Below are 17773 nucleotides of genomic sequence, written 5' to 3'. Positions count from 1 at the left end.
GAGGAGGGAGCCAGCGATGATTCTGCTCCGTCGCCTGCTGGGTGACGTGCTGCGCCGACAGCGTCAGCGTCAAGGCCGCACCCTGCGCGAGGTCTCCTCCTCCGCCCGGGTGTCGCTCGGCTATTTGTCCGAGGTCGAGAGGGGGCAGAAGGAGGCTTCCTCCGAGCTGCTCTCGGCGATCTGCGATGCGCTGGACGTACGGATGTCCGAGCTCATGCGGGAGGTCAGCGACGAGCTGGCGCTCGCGGAGCTGGCCCGTTCCGCCGCCGCGAGCGAGCCGGTGCCGACGCCGGTGCGCCCCACGTTCAACGCCGTGTCCGTCACGCAGCTGACGGGCGTCCCCGAAGAGCGGGTGACGATCAAGGCTCCCGCGGAGGCCGTGGACGTCGTAGCGGCCTGACCGCGCGGCCCCGGAGGCCGCTTGCAGGCATGAAGAAAACCCTGGTGGGCACTCGCCCGCCGGGGTTTTCGTGTTGCCGGAGGGCAGCACGAAGACTCCCGTCCGAACTGCGGCTTTTTCTGTGATGAGGCATCGTTTGTACGATGGCCAAAACGGACCATTCGCTTTGAAGCGGGAGGAAATGCATGCCTGTCGTCAACAGCACGCTGTCCGAGAGCGACCGCAAGACGGTCGGTGACGCGCTCCAGGGCGCACTGGTGGACCTCGTCGATCTGTCGCTCGTCGCCAAGCAGGTCCACTGGAACGTCGTCGGCCCGCGCTTCCGGTCCGTCCACCTCCAGCTCGACGATGTCGTCGCCAGCGCGCGCGGCCACGCCGACACGGTGGCCGAGCGGGCCTCGGCGATCGGTGTGAACCCCGATGGCCGCGCGGAGACGGTCGCGAAGACGAGCGGGGTCGGCGCCGTCGACGCCGGCTGGATCAAGGACAACGACGCGGTGGCCACCCTCGTACGGGCGCTCGGCGCCGTCATCGAGCGGATGCGGGAACGCATCACCGCCACCGACGAGCCCGACCCCGTCACCCAGGATCTCCTGATCGGGCTCACCGCCGACCTGGAGAAGCACCACTGGATGTTCCAGGCCGAGGCGGTCTGATGGTGGCCTGACGGCGGCCCGGTAGGGCGCTCTTCGATGGCCCGAGCCGATCGCTTCCGCCCCGTACTGCCGGAGGCTGACTGCGGTCCGACGGCCGGTGACCGACTCTGGGGCAGGGCCGGACCGGTCGGGAACGGTTCCGTCCGAGCGCGTGTCGTGCGTTGCGGAACGCGCCGTTCGTGCCCCGGTGCGCCCTCCCGGCGGAGGGCCATGGCCGACTACCGTCGACCGGAGGAGGCAGTCATGGCATGGCGCGGCTTCTTCTCCCGGCATCCGGTCCGGGGCACGGGCGCCGAGCCGCCCGGGACACCGGGCCGCGGCAGGGTGGGGGCGCCGGGCCGCGGCCCGGCGGGCGGGGCGGTGGTGTTGCTCCGCCGGGTGCCGGGCCGCTGGGCCGCCGCGGTGCTCCTCGGAGCGCTGTGGTGGTGGGCCGTGCTGCGACTGCTCTTCTGGCCCGAGGGAGCGGGGGTCGTGGAAGGTGCGATGGCCGCAGGCGGCTGGGGGCTGAGCCTGCTGCCGGTGCACTGCGTACCGCGCCGGGCGCGCCGAGGTGGGGGGCGCGTCGGCGCGGCGGGCTGGCACACGCGCGGCGGCTGCGTGGGCGCCCCGAGCGACTCCGCTCTCACGGCGCGATGCATGAGGGCATGGCGGCACGGTCGCTGGGGCGGGGGGCCGGGGCGGTCGTGAGGGACGTCCGGGTGTCTTCCCGGGTGTGTTCTGGCCCGGGTTTCTTTTGGCCGCGTCAGGGAGCCGCTGCGCCGGGGAGTCGCGTCTCCGGAGGATCGGGCTGGCAGCGTGGGCACCAGTAGGTGACGCGGGCCTGTGGTCCGGGGGCCTGGTCCGCGACCCGGATCGGCGTCTCGCAGCGCAGACAGAGGCGGCCGGCGCGGCCGTAGACCCACAGGCGGCGGTCCGGGCGAGCACTGGGCGTCGTCGTACGGACGAGACGCCGCTTGTTCGCCTCCAGCAGCCGCTTCGCCAGCGAGACCGCGTGGTCGGGGCGCGGCAGCGCACCCACCGGCAGCCAGGGCGAGGCGCGCAGCAGAAAGCACAGCTCGCACTTGAAGACGTTCCCGATCCCGGCCAGATTGCGCTGGTCCAGCAGCGCCTCGCCGAGCGCCCGCTCCGGGTCGGCCAGCAGCCGCCGCAGCGCCTCGTCCGGGTCCCAGTCCGGGCCGAGCAGGTCCGGGCCGAGGTGGCCGACGACGCTGTCCTCGTCGGCGGTGCGCAGCAGCTCCAGTACGGGGAGGCGGTACCCGACAGCGGTGCGCTCCGCCGTGGCCAGCACGGCACGGATCTGGTGGTCGGGGCCGCCGCGCCAGCGCTCGCCCACGCCGTACACCCGCCAGGCGCCGTCCATCCGCAGGTGCGAGTGGAGCGTCAGGCCGCCGTCGATGCGGGTGAGGAGGTGCTTGCCGCGCGGCAGCACCTCCAGTACGGAGCGGCCGGCCAGGTCGGTCGTGGCCAGCTTGGGTACGCGCAGGTCGGTACGGGTCAGCCGCCGCCCGGCCAGCGCCTCGTGCAGCTCCGCGGCGACCCGCCAGACGGTGTCGCCTTCGGGCATGGCTCCATGATGCCGTGCGCGGCGCTTTCGGGAGGGCGGGTCGGCGCCGTGCGGCTGCTGTGGGCGGTGGCCCCGGGGCGGCCCTGCGCGGCCGTGGCTCCGTGCGGCCCCGGTGCGGTCGTCGCTTCGTGCGGGCTCATATCCGCAGTCGCAGCCCCCTCGGTGTCGCGTGGAAGCCCGCGGCCTCCAGCTCGGCGGCCAGCGGTGAGGTGAGCGCCGAGGAACCGTTGATCCGCTCGACGGTGAGCGCGCCCACGAAGCCGTTCCGCACCGCGGCCGCGAGCGCCTCCAGGGCGAGCCGCGCCCGGGTCCCGTCGCCGTCCTCCCCGGCCTGCCAGGCCAGCAGCGTCTTGCCGCCGCGCTCCATGTACACCGCCAGCTCGCCGTCGACCACGACGACCAGCGAGCCCGCTTTGCGGCCCGGCTTGTGGGACGAGCCCTCCGGCGGCTCCGGCCAGGGCAGCGCGGCGCCGTACGCGTTGGCCGGGTCCGCCGCGGCCAGTACGACGGCGCGCGGGGTGCCGCCGCCGCGGGCCGGTCCGGCCGGCTGCCAGGAGCCGCCGGTCGCGGTCTCCTCGGCCGTACGGTCCCGGCTCGTACTGACCGCGCGCAGCCGGTCCACCGCGCCGTCCATCGCGAACTGCGCCGCGCCCAGCCCCTCGACGACGTACCCGCGGCGGGCCTGGCCGGTCTCCTCGAAGGCGGACAGCACCCGATACGCCGCGGAGAAGCCGCCCTCGACGCCCTCGGCCGCCACCGCGCCCCGGGTGACGATGCCGTGCCGGTCCAGGAGCGTGTGGGCCAGCGCGTGCGCCCGGTGGGTGGGATCCGGCTCCAGTACGGGCAGCAGCGACCAGCGCCCGGCGACCGTGGGCGGCCCGGAGCGGGACGCGGTGGGGCGGCCCGTCCGGCCGGTGGCGGTGGTGAGGCCGCCGTACCGGCCGCGCGGGGTGGCCCGGCGGGCGCGGTGCGCGGTGGCCCCGGCCGTCCGGCCCGAGCCGAGCAGCGAGCGGAGCGGCGCGAGGGTGTCGTTGGTCAGCCGCCCGGACCAGGCCAGGTCCCAGACGGCGTCGGCCAGTTGGGGATCGGTGACCTCCGGGTGCGTCGTCGCCCGCACCTGGTCGGCGAGCTGACGGAAGAACAGGCCGTACCCGGGGGCGAGGGCGTCCAGTACGGACTGGTGAAGCGGCGTCACCTCGAAGGGGTGCGGCTGCGGCAACAGGAGCGGCGCGGTGTCGGCCGGATACAGGGCGATCCAGCCGTCCTTCCCGGGCAGCGCGCCGGCGCCCGCCCACAGGACCTCGCCCGTGGAGGTCAGCTCGTCCAGGAGGGCGGGGGAGTAGCCCGACACCCGGGAGGGCAGGACGAGCCGCTCCAGGGCCGAGGCGGGCACCGGCGCGCCCTGCAACTGCTCGACGGCGCGCAGCAGTCCGTCGATGCCGCGCAGCCCCCCATGGCCGCCGACGCCCTGCCACTGCGGCAGAAAGGCGGCCAGCGCGGGCGGCGGCACCGGCTCCAACTCGTGCCGCAGCGCGGCCAGCGACCGCCGCCGCAGCCGCCGCAGCACCTGCGCGTCGCACCACTCCTGGTGCACACCGGACGGCGCGAACTCGCCCTGGACGACCCGGCCGGCGCCCGCGAGGCGGTGCAGCGCCCCGTCGGTGACGGCCGTGCCGAGGCCGAAGCGGGCTGCGGCCTGCTCGGAGGTGAACGGGCCGTGCGTGCGCGCATACCGGGAGAGCAGGTCGCCGAGCGGGTCCTTGACCGGCTCCATGAAGGACTCCGGGACGCCCACGGGCAGCGCCGTACCGAGGGCGTCCCGCAGCCGTCCGGCGTCCTCGATCGCGGCCCAGTGCTCGGCACCCGCCACCCGCACCCGGATGGCGCGCCGGGCCGCGCCCAGCTCCGCCGCCCACGCCGGATCCGCGCCGCGCTCGGCCAGCTCGGCGTCGGTCAGCGGCCCGAGTAGCCGCAACAGGTCGGCGACGCCCTCGGCGTCCTTGACCTTGCGGTCGTCGGTCCGCCACTGCAGCTCGCGCTCCAGGTCGGCGAGGACCTCCGGGTCCAGCAGCTCGCGCAGGTCGGCCTGGCCCAGCAGTTCGGCGAGCAGCCGGGAGTCGAGCGAGAGGGCCGCGGCGCGGCGCTCGGCAAGGGGGGAGTCGCCCTCGTACAGGAACTGCGCCACGTACCCGAAGAGCAGCGACCGGGCGAACGGCGAGGGCTCCTGGGTGGTCACCTCCACGAGCCGGACGCGGCGCGACTCGATGTCCCCCATCAGCTCGGCCAGGCCGGGGACGTCGAACACGTCCTGAAGGCACTCGCGGATGGCTTCGAGGACGATCGGGAAGGACCCGAACTCGCTCGCCACCTGGAGCAGTTGCGCGGCGCGCTGGCGCTGCTGCCACAGGGGCGTGCGCTTGCCCGGATTGCGCCGCGGCAGCAGCAGTGCGCGCGCCGCGCACTCCCGGAAGCGCGCGGCGAACAGCGCCGAGCCGCCCACCTGGTCGGTCACGACTTGGTCGACCTCGCCCTTGTCGAACACGACATCGGCGGCGCCCACCGGCGACTGGTCGGGGTCGAACTCCGCGCCCGCCGCGTCCGGATCGGTGTCCAGCAGGTCCAGGCCCATCAGGTCGGCGTCCGGCAGCCGCAGCACGATGCCGTCGTCGGCGTGCATCACCTGCGCGTCCATGCCGTACCGCTCGGCCAGCCGGGCGCCCAGCGCCAGCGCCCAGGGGGCGTGCACCTGCGCGCCGAACGGGGAGTGCACCACCACCCGCCAGTCGCCCAGCTCGTCCCGGAAGCGCTCGACGACGATCGTGCGGTCGTCGGGGACGTGGCCGCACGCCTCGCGCTGCTCGGCGAGGTAACTCAGGACGTTCCCCGCGGCCCAGTCGTCCAGTCCGGCGGCGGACAGCCGGGCCCGGGCCGCCTCCGGATCCAGCGCGCCGATCTCCCGGAGGTACGCGCCGAGCGCCCGGCCCAGCTCCAGGGGACGGCCGAGCTGGTCGCCCTTCCAGAAGGGCAGCCGGCCGGGCACCCCGGGGGCCGGCGAGACCAGCACACGGTCCCGGGTGATGTCCTCGATGCGCCAGGAGGTCGTGCCGAGCGTGAAGACGTCGCCGACCCGCGACTCGTACACCATCTCCTCGTCCAGCTCCCCGACGCGGCCGCCGCCCTTCTTGGGGTCGGCGCCCGCCAGGAACACCCCGAAGAGGCCGCGGTCGGGGATCGTGCCGCCCGAGGTGACGGCCAGCCGCTGGGCGCCGGGCCGCCCCGTGACGGTGTTCGCCACCCGGTCCCACACGATGCGCGGCCGCAGCTCCGCGAACGCGTCGGAGGGATACCGGCCCGCCAGCATGTCCAGCACGCCGCTGTACGCCGACTCCGGGAGCGCCGCGAACGGCGCGGCCCGCCGCACCACCGCCAGCAGCTCCTCGACGTCCCAGGCGTCCATCGACACCATCGCCACCAGCTGCTGGGCCAGCACGTCCAGGGGGTTGGCCGGGACGCGCAGCGCCTCGATGGCGCCCTCGCGCATCCGCTCCGTGACGACCGCCGCCTGCACCAGGTCGCCGCGGTACTTCGGGAAGACGACGCCCGTGGACACCGCGCCCACCTGATGGCCCGCGCGGCCCACCCGCTGCAGCCCGGACGCGACCGACGGCGGCGACTCCACCTGGACCACCAGGTCCACCGCGCCCATGTCGATGCCCAGCTCCAGGCTGGAGGTGGCCACCACGGCCGGCAGCCGGCCCGCCTTCAGGTCCTCCTCGACCTGCGCGCGCTGCTCCTTCGACACCGAGCCGTGGTGCGCCCTGGCCAGCACCGGCGGTGCTCCCTTGGCGCCGCCGGACTGGGCCATCAGCTCGGCGGGCGAATGGTCCTCGGGCATCGGCTCGCCCGTGGCGCGCTCGTACGCGATCTCGTTCAGGCGGTTGCACAGGCGCTCGGCCAGGCGCCGGGAGTTCGCGAAGACGATCGTTGAACGATGCGCCTGTACGAGGTCGGCGATGCGCTCCTCGACGTGCGGCCAGATGGAGGGCTTGTCGCCGCCTGTATCACCGCCGTCGGGGCCGGTCTCCCGTACGGGCGAGCCGCCCAGCTCGCCGAGGTCCTCGACGGGCACGACGACCGAGAGGTCGAACTCCTTCCCCGAGGGCGGCTGCACGATCTCCACCCGGCGGCGCGGCGACAAATAGCGCGCGACCTCCTCCACGGGGCGGACCGTCGCCGAGAGGCCGATGCGGCGGGCCGGGCGGGGCAGCAGCTCGTCCAGGCGCTCCAGGGACAGTGCCAGATGCGCGCCGCGCTTCGTCCCCGCGACGGCGTGCACCTCGTCCAGGATCACCGTCTCCACGCCCGCCAGGGCGTCCCGCGCCTGCGAGGTCAGCATCAGGAACAGCGACTCGGGGGTGGTGATCAGAATGTCCGGCGGGCGGTTGGCGATCGAGCGGCGCTCGGCGGCGGGGGTGTCACCGGAGCGGATGCCCACCCGGATGTCGGGCTCCGGCAGGCCGAGCCGGACGGACTCCTGGCGGATGCCGGTCAGCGGGGAGCGCAGATTGCGCTCGACGTCGACGGCGAGGGCCTTGAGCGGGGAGACGTACAGCACCCGGCAGCGCTTCTTGGGCTCGGCGGGCGGCGGCGTGCTCGCGAGGGAGTCCAGGGAGGCGAGGAAGGCCGCGAGGGTCTTGCCGGAGCCGGTCGGCGCGACGACCAGCACGTCGGAGCCCTCGCCGATGGCCCGCCAGGCGCCGTCCTGGGCAGCGGTGGGCGCGTGGAAGGCCCCCGTGAACCAGCCTCTGGTCGCGGGGGAGAACGAATCGAGCGCGGTCCTCGCCATGACCCCATCGTGCCTCGGACCACTGACAATCGGCCGCCGCCGGCCGTTCCGCAGGTGGACACGCAGGTCAGCGAGGGCGCGCCCGGCGCAGAATGGGTGCATGGGGAGGACCGGCGGCGAGTGGGCGCGGCACTGGCGGTACGCCGGGCTGCCCGGACTCGATCTGCTCCGGGCCCGCTACGTACGGCACGCCTTCCCGCGCCACAGCCACGAGGGCTTCGTGCTCGGCGCGGTCAGCGGCGGCATCGAGGAGGTCGGGCTGCCCGAGGGCACCGTACGGGCAGGCCACGGCAGCGTCGTCATGATCAACCCGGAGGTACCGCACACCGCGCGGGCCGGTATCGACGACGGTTGGACGTACTCCACGCTCTACCCGTCCGCCGCCCTGATCGCGGAGATCGCCGCCGAGACCACCGCGCTCCGCGGCACCCCCGGCTTCACCGAGTCCGCCGTCGACGACCCGTGCACCTCCCGGCTCATCCACGAGGTGCACCGGGCGGCGGAGGCGGGCAACGCGCTGGCCGCCGACAGCGTGCTGCGGATCGCCGTGGCCCGGCTGCTGCACAGGTACGGAGGGCCGCTTCCGGCCCGTACGCCCCGCGTGGCGGGTGCGGCCGGGGCGGCGCGGGCGCGGGAGATCCTGGAGGAGCGGCTGGCGGACCCGCCGTCGCTCGAACAGCTCGCCGCGCAGCTGGGCACCAGCCCCTTCGCACTGCTGCGCGCCTTCAAGAAGGCGTACGGAATGCCGCCGCACGCCTGGCTCACCGATGCGCGGGTGCGCCGTGCCCGGCACCTCCTGGACCGCGGCACCGCGCCCGCCGAGGCCGCTGCCGCCGTCGGCTTCACCGACCAGCCGCATCTGAACCGGCACTTCACGAGGATCGTCGGGGTGCCGCCCGGTGCGTACCGGCGCGAGCGCGCGGGCAGCCCGGAGCGGGGGCGTCTCGCGGCGCGCAAGAACGTACAAGACCGCGGAGCGGCGCCTGCCTAGCGTGAGGCGGGTGGCAGAACAGATCGAAGACACCGCACCGCCCGGGATACCGGGCGAGACGGCGGCCGTGCCCGGTGACGCGCCGCCGCGCAAGCCCGACGCCGCCGTCATCAGGGACGCGCTCGGCGTCGGCGTTGCCGTCGGCCTCTCCGGCTTCGCCTTCGGGGTCACCTCGGCGGGCGCGGGCCTCAGCGTGCTGCAGAGCTGCGTGCTCAGCCTCCTCGTGTTCACCGGCGCCTCACAGTTCGCGCTGGTCGGCGCGCTCGGCGCGGGCGGCAACCCGTTGGCCGCCGCGGCCGGCGCCTTCTTCCTGGGCGCCCGCAACGCCTTCTACGGGCTGCGGCTGTCCGGGTTGCTCGGCTACCGGGCCCTCGTGAAGCCGCTCGCCGCCCACTGGATCATCGACGAGACGTCCGCCGTCACGCTCGCCCAGCCCGACCGGCGCAGCGCACGCCTCGGCTTCACCGTCACCGGACTGACGCTCTACGTCCTCTGGAACCTCACCACGCTGGCCGGCGCGCTGGGCGCCGAAGCGCTCGGGGACACCGCCGCCTGGGGCCTGGACGCGGCCGGTCCCGCCGTCTTCCTGGCGCTGCTCGCCCCGATGCTGACGACCGCCGTGGAGCGCGCCGCCGCGGGCCTCGCCGTCGTCCTGATGCTGGTCACCCTGCCGGTACTGCCCGCCGGCGTGCCGGTCCTGGTCTCCGCGCTCGCGGCCCCCACCGTACTACTGGTCCAGGGCGCCCGCTCCCGTAGGACAGTGCGCGCACAGGAGGAGAGCCGGTGAACACCTGGATCGCGATCGGTGCCACCGCCGTCGGCTGCTACCTGCTCAAGTACGCGGGCCTGCTGGTGCCTGCCGGCCTTCTGGAGCGGCCTCTTGTGAAGCGGCTCGCCGCGCTGCTTCCGGTGGCTCTGCTGGCCGCCCTCACCGCGCAGCAGACCCTCAGTGAGGGCAACCACCTCCTTCTGGACGCCAGGGTGGCCGGTGTCGGCGCGGCGGCCCTCGCCCTCGTACTGCGCGCGCCGTTCCTGTTGGTGGTCGCGGCCGCCGTGGTGGTCACGGCGGGGGTACGGGCGCTCGGCGGCTGAAACGGTGAGGGCGGGCGTACCCCCTCCGTACGCCCGCCCTCACCGGACGCACTCCCGTACGCCCGCCCTCACCGGGTCTCTACTCCGTGCCCAGCCGGCGCGCGTCCCGTTCCGGGCGGAGGAAGAGCGTGACCGCCACCCCCGCCACCGTCACCAGGCCGGCCTTCAGGGCGTACGCGCCGAAGTACCCGGAGGCGACGGTCGCGCCCGCGTCGACGATGCGCCCCATGACGAGCGGCGCCAGCACGCCTGCCAGGGCGAACACACACGTCAGGGCGCCCAGGGTGACGCCGCGTCGGTCGGCGGGGGAGATCCGGGAGACCGCGGTCGCCGCGACCGTGAGGACGATGTCCGTGACGGCCATCGGCCCGAGCAGCAGAACGATCTTCAACCACAGCACGTCCGTCGCGGCGAACCCCACCGTGGCCGCGCCCGACAGGATCATCACCAGCCCGGTCTTCACACCGGAGGGCCAGGGGAGGCGCGGCGGCAGCCCGGCCGCCGCCCGCTTGACCGACCACTGGACGAGCGCCCCGTGGATCAGCATCGCGGCCCCCTTGGACAGCGCGGACAGCATGATCAACAGGCTCGCGCCGCGCAACGAGAGCCCGCCCACCTCCTGGAAGTAGTCCGCCGACCAGGTCAGCCCGGCCGACAGCGTCCAGTACGCGGCGAACGAGCCCAGCGCCGCCGCCAGCCAGGTCCCCGACAGCAGCAGCTTCCGGTACGGGACCTTGATGGCGTCCCTCGTGGCCGCGCTCGCGGAAGCCCGCTCCGGTGTGCGTCGCCTGCCCACCGGAGGCGCCAGCGGTCCCTCCTTCCCGTACCGCAGCCACACCGCCGCCCATACGAGGCCGACGAGACCGACGACCCCGAAGGCCCACCGCCAGCCCCAGTGGTCGATCACCACGCCCAGGGTGGGCGCCGCGATCGCCACTCCGGCCGCCGCACCGGCCAGCAGCACCGCGGTCGGCAGCGTGCGGTCCTTCTGTTCGAACCAGCCGTACAGGTGGTGCAGCGCCACCGGGGACGCCGGGCCCTCCGCCGCGCCCAACAGGACGCGCGTGACCACCAGCACCCCGAAGCCGGCCGCGCCGATCAGCATCGGCAGCTGGGCGGCCGACCACAGGAGCGCCATGCCCAGCAGCAGTACGGACGTGCGCATGGTGCGGGTGAGGAACGACCCGGCCAGCGCCGCCAGGCTGAAGAGCGCGAAGAACGCCGAGGACGCCGTGCCGAACTGCTCCCGGGTGAGCCCGAGATCGTGCATCACCGGGTTGGCGGCCAGGCCCATGACCGTCTTGTCGGCGAAGTTCACCAGCATGAAGACCAGCAGCAGCCACGTGGTGCGCCAAGCCGGGCCCCGTTCGGCGACCGCGCCCGGTACGACGGCCGGCGCGGATTCGGCGGCGGACGTCACCGAAGGGCCTCCGGTGCCGTCCCGCTGTCCGGCGCCGAGCCGCACGCGCAGCCGTCCTCGTCCGCCACGACGCCGACCGAGATGCTGCCGGCCGCCCGCCGACGGCCCGCCTCGCTGCGCGTCAGCTCCGTGGTGAGGTCGGACCCCTCGACGACGGCTGCCGACTCCGCAGCGGCCCACCGGAAGACGCCCTGGGCCATCGTGGAGGACTCGGCGGCGGCCCGCTTCGCGTACACCTCCGCCCGGATCCGGGCCACTTCGTGGTCCTTCGGCGCCGCCAGTGCCGCGGTCTCGGCCAGGTGGGCGGCCAGCCGCAGCTCCCCGCGGCCCAGCAGGTCCGCCGCCCGGCGCGCCAGTACGACGGCGCCGCCCGCCGCCTCCGCCAGCTCGGCGGCCAGCTCCGCTTCGGGCGCGGGCTTGAGGTGCGCCGGGTTCTGGTCGTACCAGCCGCCCCACAGCCGCCACAGGTTGCGCACCACGAACTCCGGCTCGTCGTACGCGGGGTGGAGGTACGGTTTCGCCAGCAGCTCTGCCGGGACTTTGACGCCGTGCAGCACCTCGTCCAGGCGCAGCCCGGCGTTCATCAGCTCGCGCGTCTGGGTGCACAGCGACTCCAGCAGCTCGGCGCTGTCCCCGAGGGCCTGCGCGATCCGGGGCGCGCCGATGATCGGCACGCCGTGCCCGGGGAGCAGCACCTCGGCGCCCAGCTCCGCCATCGCGCGCAGCGCACGCGCCCAGTCCTCCGGGTAGCGCTGCACCTTCTGGGGGTTGCCGGCGTTCGGGGAGTTCCAGATGAACAGGTCACCCGTGCACAGCGTCTTCAGCTCCGGGATCCACACGTAGGTGGCGTCGTCCGTCTCGCCGCGCGCATGGAAGAGTTCGAACGTCAGGTCCCCGTGGCGCAGCGTGAGCCGGTCCCGGTAGGTGGTGTCGGGGTAGCGGTAACGGGTCGGCCAGTTGAGCGTCGGCACCCCGAACTGCCGCCGGTTGATCCAGGAGTTGTAGCCGGCCGTCTCCGTATAGCGGTCGAAGCGCGCGGCCACCGCCTCATGGGCGACCACCTCGGGAGCGGCCACGCCCCGCGCCCGTGCGTCCTCGTCGAACGGGCCGACCCCGAAGACGTGATCCACGTGCCCGTGCGTGTAGACGATGCTGCGCACTTCTTTACGCGGCGCCCTGTCCGTCGCCGCGCCGAACGCCGTCACCGCCGTGTGCAGCTGCCCGGCCGTGCGGACGTCCCCGGAATCCACCAGCACCAGCCCGTCCGATCCGGTGTCGAACACCGCCACGTTGGCGAACGCGGGCAGGAACCCGGTCCGCTCGCCGATGCGCACCAGAGCGTCCCCCGTGTACTTCCCGGAGAGGTGGGCGAGCAGGGTGTCCTGCCCCTGCCAGACACGGTCCACGTAGGCGAGGTAGTCGTCGAGGCTGTGCTGCGTCATAGAAAACGGCTCCTTACGAGGGGCGGATGCCGGCCGGTACGCCGCGGCCGTTCGCGGCCGGGCCACCGAGTCTGAGCCGCGTACGTACCTGACGACATCCGGCGGCGTCACATCGCTCCGGCGTCGGTACTGTGACGCGTCACAACCTCCGCTGCCCCTCTGGGAGCAGCGTGGGCCGCACCCGGAGGAAGGAGGCGCGCGTGCCGCTGTCCGACGCAGCCCGCGACCTGGCCCTGCGCTGCGAGACGCGGGTCAACGAAATGGCCCGCGAGATGTCCGGCGACCTGTTCGACCACATCCCGGGATACGCCGAGCTGCCCGACGACATGAAGGACGTCGAGATCGCCGCCACCGCACGGCACGGGCTGCGCCTCTTCATGCGGCGGGCACGCGGCGAGGACGGCCGCCACGGCGACCACGCGCTCTTCAGACAGCGCGCAGCGCAGCGCGCGGAGGAAGGGCTGCCGCTGCACCTGTTGCTGCGCACCCACGCGCTGGGCACCTATGCCCTCTGGCGGACGCTGCGCGACGAAGCCCGCCCCGGTGAGGAGGCCGCCCTCGCCGAACTGGCCGACTTCCTCCTCCGCAACCAGGACAGCGCCATCGGGGCGGTCGCCGAGACCTACCTCGACGAACGCGCCGCGCTGGACGCCGAACGGCGCGAGGAACGACGCACACTCGCGCGTGCTCTGATCGACGGCGCGCCCGCCGCCGACCGGGACGCGCTGGCGGAACTGGGCCTGGACGGCCCCGTCACGGTCCTCGCGCTGCGCCTCCCGCCGGCCGACGGCCCCGCCCCCGCACCGATCGCGGTCCGCCGCGGCCTGCGGCGCCTGCAGACCGCCCTGGAGCGCGAATTCGGCACCGACGTACTCCTCAGCCTGGACGCCGCGGGCGGCCACGCGCTCGTACCGGGCGCACCGGAACCCGCCGACGGCCTCGCCCGGCGGCTGGCCCGCGCGTGCGGCGGCCCGGTGCGCTGCGCCGCCGCACGGTCCGAGAGCCCCGGAGGCGTCCCGTACGCCGCCCGTACCGCCTCCGAGGTGATCCGCATCGCGCACGCCGCCGGACGGCCCCCGGGGCTCCACCGGCTCGCCGACGTCCTGCTCGAGTACCACCTCTCGCGCCGCGACGAGAGCAGCCCGATGATCGCCGCACTCCTCGACCCGCTCGACGGCCGCCCCGAACTGACCGACACCCTGCGCGCCCACCTGGAGACGCGCCAGGACCGCCGCGCGACCGCACGGGCGCTCGGGCTGCACCCGAATACCGTCGACAACCGCCTCGCCCGGATCGCCGAACTCACGGGCATCGACCTGGCCTCACCACGGGGCACCACCCTGGCCCTGTGCGCGCTGCTCCTCAGAGACAGCGCTCCGGAACCGCCCTCAGAGACGGCGCTCCCCGGCCACTCGCCCTCCGAGGCGGGTCATCCGATGTCGCGCCCGTAGGCGCGCAGCGTCCGCAGCGCCTTGAGGGTCACCATCGGGCGGCACTCCAATGTGGTGCTCGGCGCCCATGCCCGCCAGTTCACCGGCCAGCCGCCGTCCTCCTCCTGGAGGGCGGCGAGGTGGTCCAGTGCCCGGTCCATCTCCGCGTCCGTGAACCAGCCGCGCGCCGGGGACGCCGGCGTGGGCGCGTAGTCGTACGCGAAGTGGTGTTCACCGGGCGCGTACCCCTCCGCCACCGGGATCTCGTGCGCCCGCTCGGGCTCCACGACGACCAGCCCCTGCTCCCGTACGAGCCGGCCCAGACGCCCGGCGGCGGCAGCGGCGCGCGCCCGGTCCGGCACGCCCTCCAGGAACCCCAGTGCGGCCTCCGCGCCGTACGGGTGCGTCTTCTCCAGGGACTCCACCGCCTGCCAGCAGTAGTCCGTCGCCCGGAACAGCCAGGCGTGCCACACCTCGTTCCGGTGCAGCAGCCCGACCACCGGGCCGGTCGCCAGCAGATCGCTCGGCGGATCGTCCACCACCGGGATCCAGGGCGCCGCGGGATAGCCGCGCAACGAAGGGTGCAGGGCGGGCAGGGCGCCTTCGGGGGTGGAGATGTCCGTCAGATAGCGGCAGACCTGTTCCACCCGGCGGCCGTCGCAGCGCCCGATGGCATCCAGTACCCCGAGTGCGTGCGCGGTGTGCAGCGGCTGGCTCACCGGGCCGCGCAGGTCGGGCTCCAGGGCGTGCCCGTACCCGTTGTCGTCGTTGCGGTACGCGTCGAGCGCGGTCTCGACGGCGTCCGCGCTGCCGCCCAGGAAGTGATGTTCGAAGCGGCGCTGTTCCAGGACCCGCGCGGTGAGCCAGATGAAGCGCTCGGCGCGCGCCAGAGGGGTCGTCGGTGGGTTTGCGGTTTCGGCCATGGCCCGACGGTAGGGCGGAACCCGCGGCCGGTCAGCGGCTCGCGCACGGCTGCACTCTCAGGGGCGGGATACTGGGTCCATGCGGTTGACGGACTTCTGGCAGCGGATGGCGGATCACTTCGGGGCGGCGTACGCCGACTCCTTCGCGCGCGACTACGTGATGTCCGAGCTGGGCGGCCGGACCGTCCACGAGGCACTCGACGCGGGCTGGAGCGCCAAGGAGGTCTGGCGCGTGGTCTGCGCCGTCATGGACGTGCCGTACGAGAAGCGCTGAGCCGCACCACCCGGATCCGCCCCCGCGCCGATCCGACGTGACGTGGGTCAGGGCCCGCGTTGTCCGACCCGTACGCGAGACTTGAGCCGTGTCCGCGACTCCGAAGCCCACCGGCCCCGACGACCAACGACCGAACGCTCCGCGCACCGCTGCGCAGATGCCGCGCTGGCTGCCCCGCGCGATGGTGCTGGCACTCGCCCTGCTGGCCTGTTTCCAGCTGGCGAGCTGGGCGTTCCACCAGCTCATCTCGCTGCTGCTGAACATCCTCATCGCGTTCTTCCTGGCGCTGGCCGTCGAGCCTGCGGTCGACTGGATGGCGGCGCGCGGCATGCGGCGCGGCGCCGCCACCGGGCTGGTCTTCCTCGCCATCCTGGTCGTCGGAGTGGGCTTCGTGACGCTGCTCGGCTCCATGCTGGCGGGACAGATCGCCACCATGGTCGGCGAGTTCCCGCAGTACCTCGACTCCGTGATCAGCTGGACGAACGAGACCTTCCACACCCACCTCTCGCGCGTGGAGGTGCAGAACAACCTGCTGAAGTCCGACTGGCTGCAGAAGTACGTCCAGGACAGCGCCAACAACGTCCTCGCCGTCTCCGCGACCGTCCTGGGCTCGCTGTTCAACCTCCTCACCGTGGCGCTGTTCTCGTTCTACTTCGCGGCCGACGGCCCCCGGCTGCGCCGTGCGCTGTGCTCCGTACTGCCGCCCACCCGGCAGGCCGAGGTGCTGCGTGCCTGGGAGCTCGCGGTCGCCAAGACCGGCGGCTATCTGTACTCCCGCGGCCTGATGGCCCTGATCTCCGGCATTTCGCACTACGTTCTGCTGGAGATCCTCGGCGTGCCGTACGCACCCGCGCTGGCCATGTGGGTCGGCCTGGTCTCGCAGTTCATCCCGACGATCGGCACGTACCTCGCGGGCGCGCTGCCGATGCTGATCGCCTTCACGGTGAACCCCTGGTACGCGGTCTGGGTGCTCGGCTTCGTGGTCGTCTACCAGCAGCTGGAGAATTACCTCCTGCAGCCGCGGATCACCGCGCGGACCGTGAACATCCACCCGGCGGTCGCCTTCGGGTCGGTCGTCGCGGGCACGGCACTGCTGGGCGCGGTCGGCGCGCTGATCTCCATCCCCGCGACGGCGACGCTGCAGGGCTTCCTCGGCGCGTACGTCAAGCGGTACGAGGTCACGGACGACCCGCGGGTGCTGGGCCGCGGCCGTCGCAGACGAGGCGCCTCCCTCCTCGCCAAGGTGCGGCACATCCTCCACGCGGAGCAGACGAAGGCGCCGCTGGACGAGCGCCGGCGGTCCGAGGGGGAGGACCGGCCGGGGGAGCAGGGCCGGGGAGCGGACGGGGAGCCCGGCACCGACCGGCGTCGGGAGGACGACGGGCCCGCCGACGACTGAGCGGTTCGGGGGCCCGACCTGGGGCTCGGGCGGGGCGTGGTGCGCTTGACACCAAAATCGAACATCCATTCTTATGAGGGCTACGGCCCCTATTTTCTGGGGGTTCCCTGGAAGTTATCCACAGGTCGAGGCCGGGTCCGGGCGCATTGTCAGTGGCAGGCGTTAGCGTCATGGACGTGAAGCGATCGACTCAAGCGAACCGGGTGGAACCCATGGCAGGCACTGACCGCGAGAAGGCGCTGGACGCCGCGCTCGCACAGATTGAACGGCAATTCGGCAAGGGCGCAGTGATGCGCATGGGGGACCGGCCGAACGAGCCCATCGAGGTCATCCCGACGGGGTCGACCGCGCTCGACGTCGCCCTCGGCGTCGGCGGCCTCCCGCGCGGCCGCGTGGTCGAGGTGTACGGCCCGGAGTCCTCCGGTAAGACGACCCTGACCCTGCACGCCGTCGCGAACGCGCAGAAGGCCGGCGGCCAGGTGGCCTTCGTGGACGCCGAGCACGCCCTCGACCCCGAGTACGCCAAGAAGCTCGGCGTCGACACCGACGCCCTGATCCTCTCCCAGCCGGACAACGGCGAGCAGGCCCTGGAGATCACGGACATGCTGGTCCGCTCCGGTGCGCTGGACCTCATCGTGATCGACTCCGTCGCCGCCCTGGTGCCGCGGGCCGAGATCGAGGGCGAGATGGGCGACTCGCACGTCGGTCTCCAGGCCCGGCTGATGAGCCAGGCGCTGCGGAAGATCACCAGCGCGCTCAACCAGTCGAAGACCACCGCGATCTTCATCAACCAGCTCCGCGAGAAGATCGGCGTGATGTTCGGCTCGCCGGAGACCACGACCGGTGGCCGCGCCCTGAAGTTCTACGCCTCCGTGCGCATCGACATCCGCCGTATCGAAACCCTCAAGGACGGCACGGACGCGGTCGGCAACCGCACCCGCTGCAAGGTCGTGAAGAACAAGGTCGCCCCGCCCTTCAAGCAGGCGGAGTTCGACATCCTCTACGGCCAGGGCATCAGCCGCGAGGGCGGCCTGATCGACATGGGCGTGGAGCACGGCTTCATCCGCAAGTCCGGCGCCTGGTACACGTACGAGGGCGACCAGCTCGGCCAGGGCAAGGAGAACGCCCGCAACTTCCTCAAGGACAACCCCGACCTGGCCAACGAGGTCGAGAAGAAGATCAAGGAGAAGCTGGGCATCGGTGTGAAGCCCGAGGACCTGCCGGCGGAGCCCGGCGCGGACGCGGCCGGCACGCCGGCCGAGCCCGCCAAGGCCGCCCCGGCCCCCGCGGCCAAGGGTGCCAAGGCAGCCAAGACCGCAGCGGCCAAGAGCTAGTC

The 17773-nt window shown here is 73.6% G+C and carries 15 protein-coding genes; 10 read left to right on the top strand and 5 right to left on the bottom strand.

What is annotated here, in order from left to right:
• The first annotated feature begins 16 nt into the window (after window positions 1-16).
• The 3 genes from AB0I82_RS32260 to AB0I82_RS32250 all read left to right on the top strand — a co-directional run bounded on the left by AB0I82_RS32260 (window position 17) and on the right by AB0I82_RS32250 (window position 1743).
• Window positions 17-400, top strand: a complete 384-nt coding sequence (locus tag AB0I82_RS32260; protein ID WP_363260976.1) for a helix-turn-helix transcriptional regulator — start codon at window positions 17-19, stop codon at window positions 398-400.
• Between the two features lie 185 nt (window positions 401-585).
• Window positions 586-1056, top strand: coding sequence for a DNA starvation/stationary phase protection protein (locus AB0I82_RS32255; RefSeq protein ID WP_363260975.1), 471 nt, complete (start codon window positions 586-588; stop codon window positions 1054-1056).
• A 378-nt stretch (window positions 1057-1434) separates the two neighbouring features.
• Window positions 1435-1743, top strand: a complete 309-nt coding sequence (locus AB0I82_RS32250; protein ID WP_363261006.1) for a hypothetical protein — start codon at window positions 1435-1437, stop codon at window positions 1741-1743.
• Between the two features lie 55 nt (window positions 1744-1798).
• Here AB0I82_RS32250 and AB0I82_RS32245 read toward each other — a convergent pair whose 3' ends face one another.
• Both AB0I82_RS32245 and AB0I82_RS32240 read right to left on the bottom strand, forming a co-directional pair.
• Window positions 1799-2620: a DNA-formamidopyrimidine glycosylase family protein gene (locus tag AB0I82_RS32245; protein WP_363260974.1), complete on the bottom strand. Its 822-nt coding sequence runs from the start codon at window positions 2618-2620 to the stop codon at window positions 1799-1801.
• A gap of 136 nt (window positions 2621-2756) precedes the next feature.
• Window positions 2757-7466 carry an ATP-dependent helicase gene (locus AB0I82_RS32240; protein ID WP_363260973.1) on the bottom strand — a complete coding sequence of 1570 codons (4710 nt, stop codon included), beginning with the start codon at window positions 7464-7466 and terminating at the stop codon, window positions 2757-2759.
• Window positions 7467-7566: 100 nt separating this feature from the next.
• Here AB0I82_RS32240 and AB0I82_RS32235 point away from each other — a divergent pair, with 100 nt between their 5' ends.
• From AB0I82_RS32235 to AB0I82_RS32225, 3 genes are read left to right on the top strand one after another with little or no spacing between them, the layout of a single operon-like run.
• A complete protein-coding gene (locus AB0I82_RS32235) occupies window positions 7567-8457 on the top strand; it encodes an AraC family transcriptional regulator (protein WP_363260972.1) in 891 nt (296 codons plus the stop codon).
• Window positions 8458-8503: 46 nt separating this feature from the next.
• The gene (locus tag AB0I82_RS32230; RefSeq protein WP_363261005.1) at window positions 8504-9244 is read left to right on the top strand and encodes an AzlC family ABC transporter permease; all 741 of its coding nucleotides are present in this window, start codon (window positions 8504-8506) and stop codon (window positions 9242-9244) included.
• Complete coding sequence (locus AB0I82_RS32225; protein ID WP_363260971.1) at window positions 9241-9549, top strand: AzlD domain-containing protein; 309 nt, start codon at window positions 9241-9243, stop codon at window positions 9547-9549. The genes AB0I82_RS32230 and AB0I82_RS32225 overlap by 4 nt, the downstream gene beginning before the upstream one ends.
• Window positions 9550-9628: 79 nt before the next feature.
• Here AB0I82_RS32225 and AB0I82_RS32220 read toward each other — a convergent pair whose 3' ends face one another.
• Window positions 9629-10969 carry an MFS transporter gene (locus AB0I82_RS32220; RefSeq protein ID WP_363260970.1) on the bottom strand — a complete coding sequence of 447 codons (1341 nt, stop codon included), beginning with the start codon at window positions 10967-10969 and terminating at the stop codon, window positions 9629-9631.
• Window positions 10966-12411 carry an alkyl sulfatase dimerization domain-containing protein gene (locus tag AB0I82_RS32215; RefSeq protein WP_363260969.1) on the bottom strand — a complete coding sequence of 482 codons (1446 nt, stop codon included), beginning with the start codon at window positions 12409-12411 and terminating at the stop codon, window positions 10966-10968. The genes AB0I82_RS32220 and AB0I82_RS32215 overlap by 4 nt, the downstream gene beginning before the upstream one ends.
• Window positions 12412-12611: 200 nt before the next feature.
• On the opposite strand from AB0I82_RS32215, the gene AB0I82_RS32210 reads away from it, so the two are divergent.
• Window positions 12612-13862 (top strand): helix-turn-helix domain-containing protein, encoded by a 1251-nt coding sequence (locus AB0I82_RS32210; protein ID WP_363260968.1) that lies wholly within the window; start codon window positions 12612-12614, stop codon window positions 13860-13862.
• On the opposite strand, the gene AB0I82_RS32205 is transcribed toward AB0I82_RS32210, so the two are convergent.
• The gene (locus AB0I82_RS32205; protein WP_363260967.1) at window positions 13841-14764 is read right to left on the bottom strand and encodes a hypothetical protein; all 924 of its coding nucleotides are present in this window, start codon (window positions 14762-14764) and stop codon (window positions 13841-13843) included. The two genes, AB0I82_RS32210 and AB0I82_RS32205, sit on opposite strands and share 22 nt — an antisense overlap.
• A 79-nt stretch (window positions 14765-14843) precedes the next feature.
• Here AB0I82_RS32205 and AB0I82_RS32200 point away from each other — a divergent pair, with 79 nt between their 5' ends.
• The 3 genes from AB0I82_RS32200 (at window position 14844) to recA (ending at window position 17771) form a co-directional block, all read left to right on the top strand.
• Window positions 14844-15038, top strand: coding sequence for a DUF3046 domain-containing protein (locus AB0I82_RS32200; RefSeq protein WP_030260651.1), 195 nt, complete (start codon window positions 14844-14846; stop codon window positions 15036-15038).
• A 157-nt stretch (window positions 15039-15195) separates the two neighbouring features.
• Window positions 15196-16437 carry an AI-2E family transporter gene (locus AB0I82_RS32195; RefSeq protein ID WP_363261004.1) on the top strand — a complete coding sequence of 414 codons (1242 nt, stop codon included), beginning with the start codon at window positions 15196-15198 and terminating at the stop codon, window positions 16435-16437.
• A gap of 212 nt (window positions 16438-16649) precedes the next feature.
• A complete protein-coding gene (gene recA / locus AB0I82_RS32190) occupies window positions 16650-17771 on the top strand; it encodes a recombinase RecA (protein ID WP_363260966.1) in 1122 nt (373 codons plus the stop codon).
• Window positions 17772-17773: the final 2 nt, after the last annotated feature.

Origin of the sequence: Streptomyces sp. NPDC050315 (genome assembly GCF_040655775.1) — a bacterium.
In the GTDB taxonomy this organism is placed as follows: domain Bacteria; phylum Actinomycetota; class Actinomycetes; order Streptomycetales; family Streptomycetaceae; genus Streptomyces.
The sequence above is the reverse complement of the archived record's forward strand: the minus strand, read 5'-3'. Positions and strand labels throughout refer to the sequence as shown.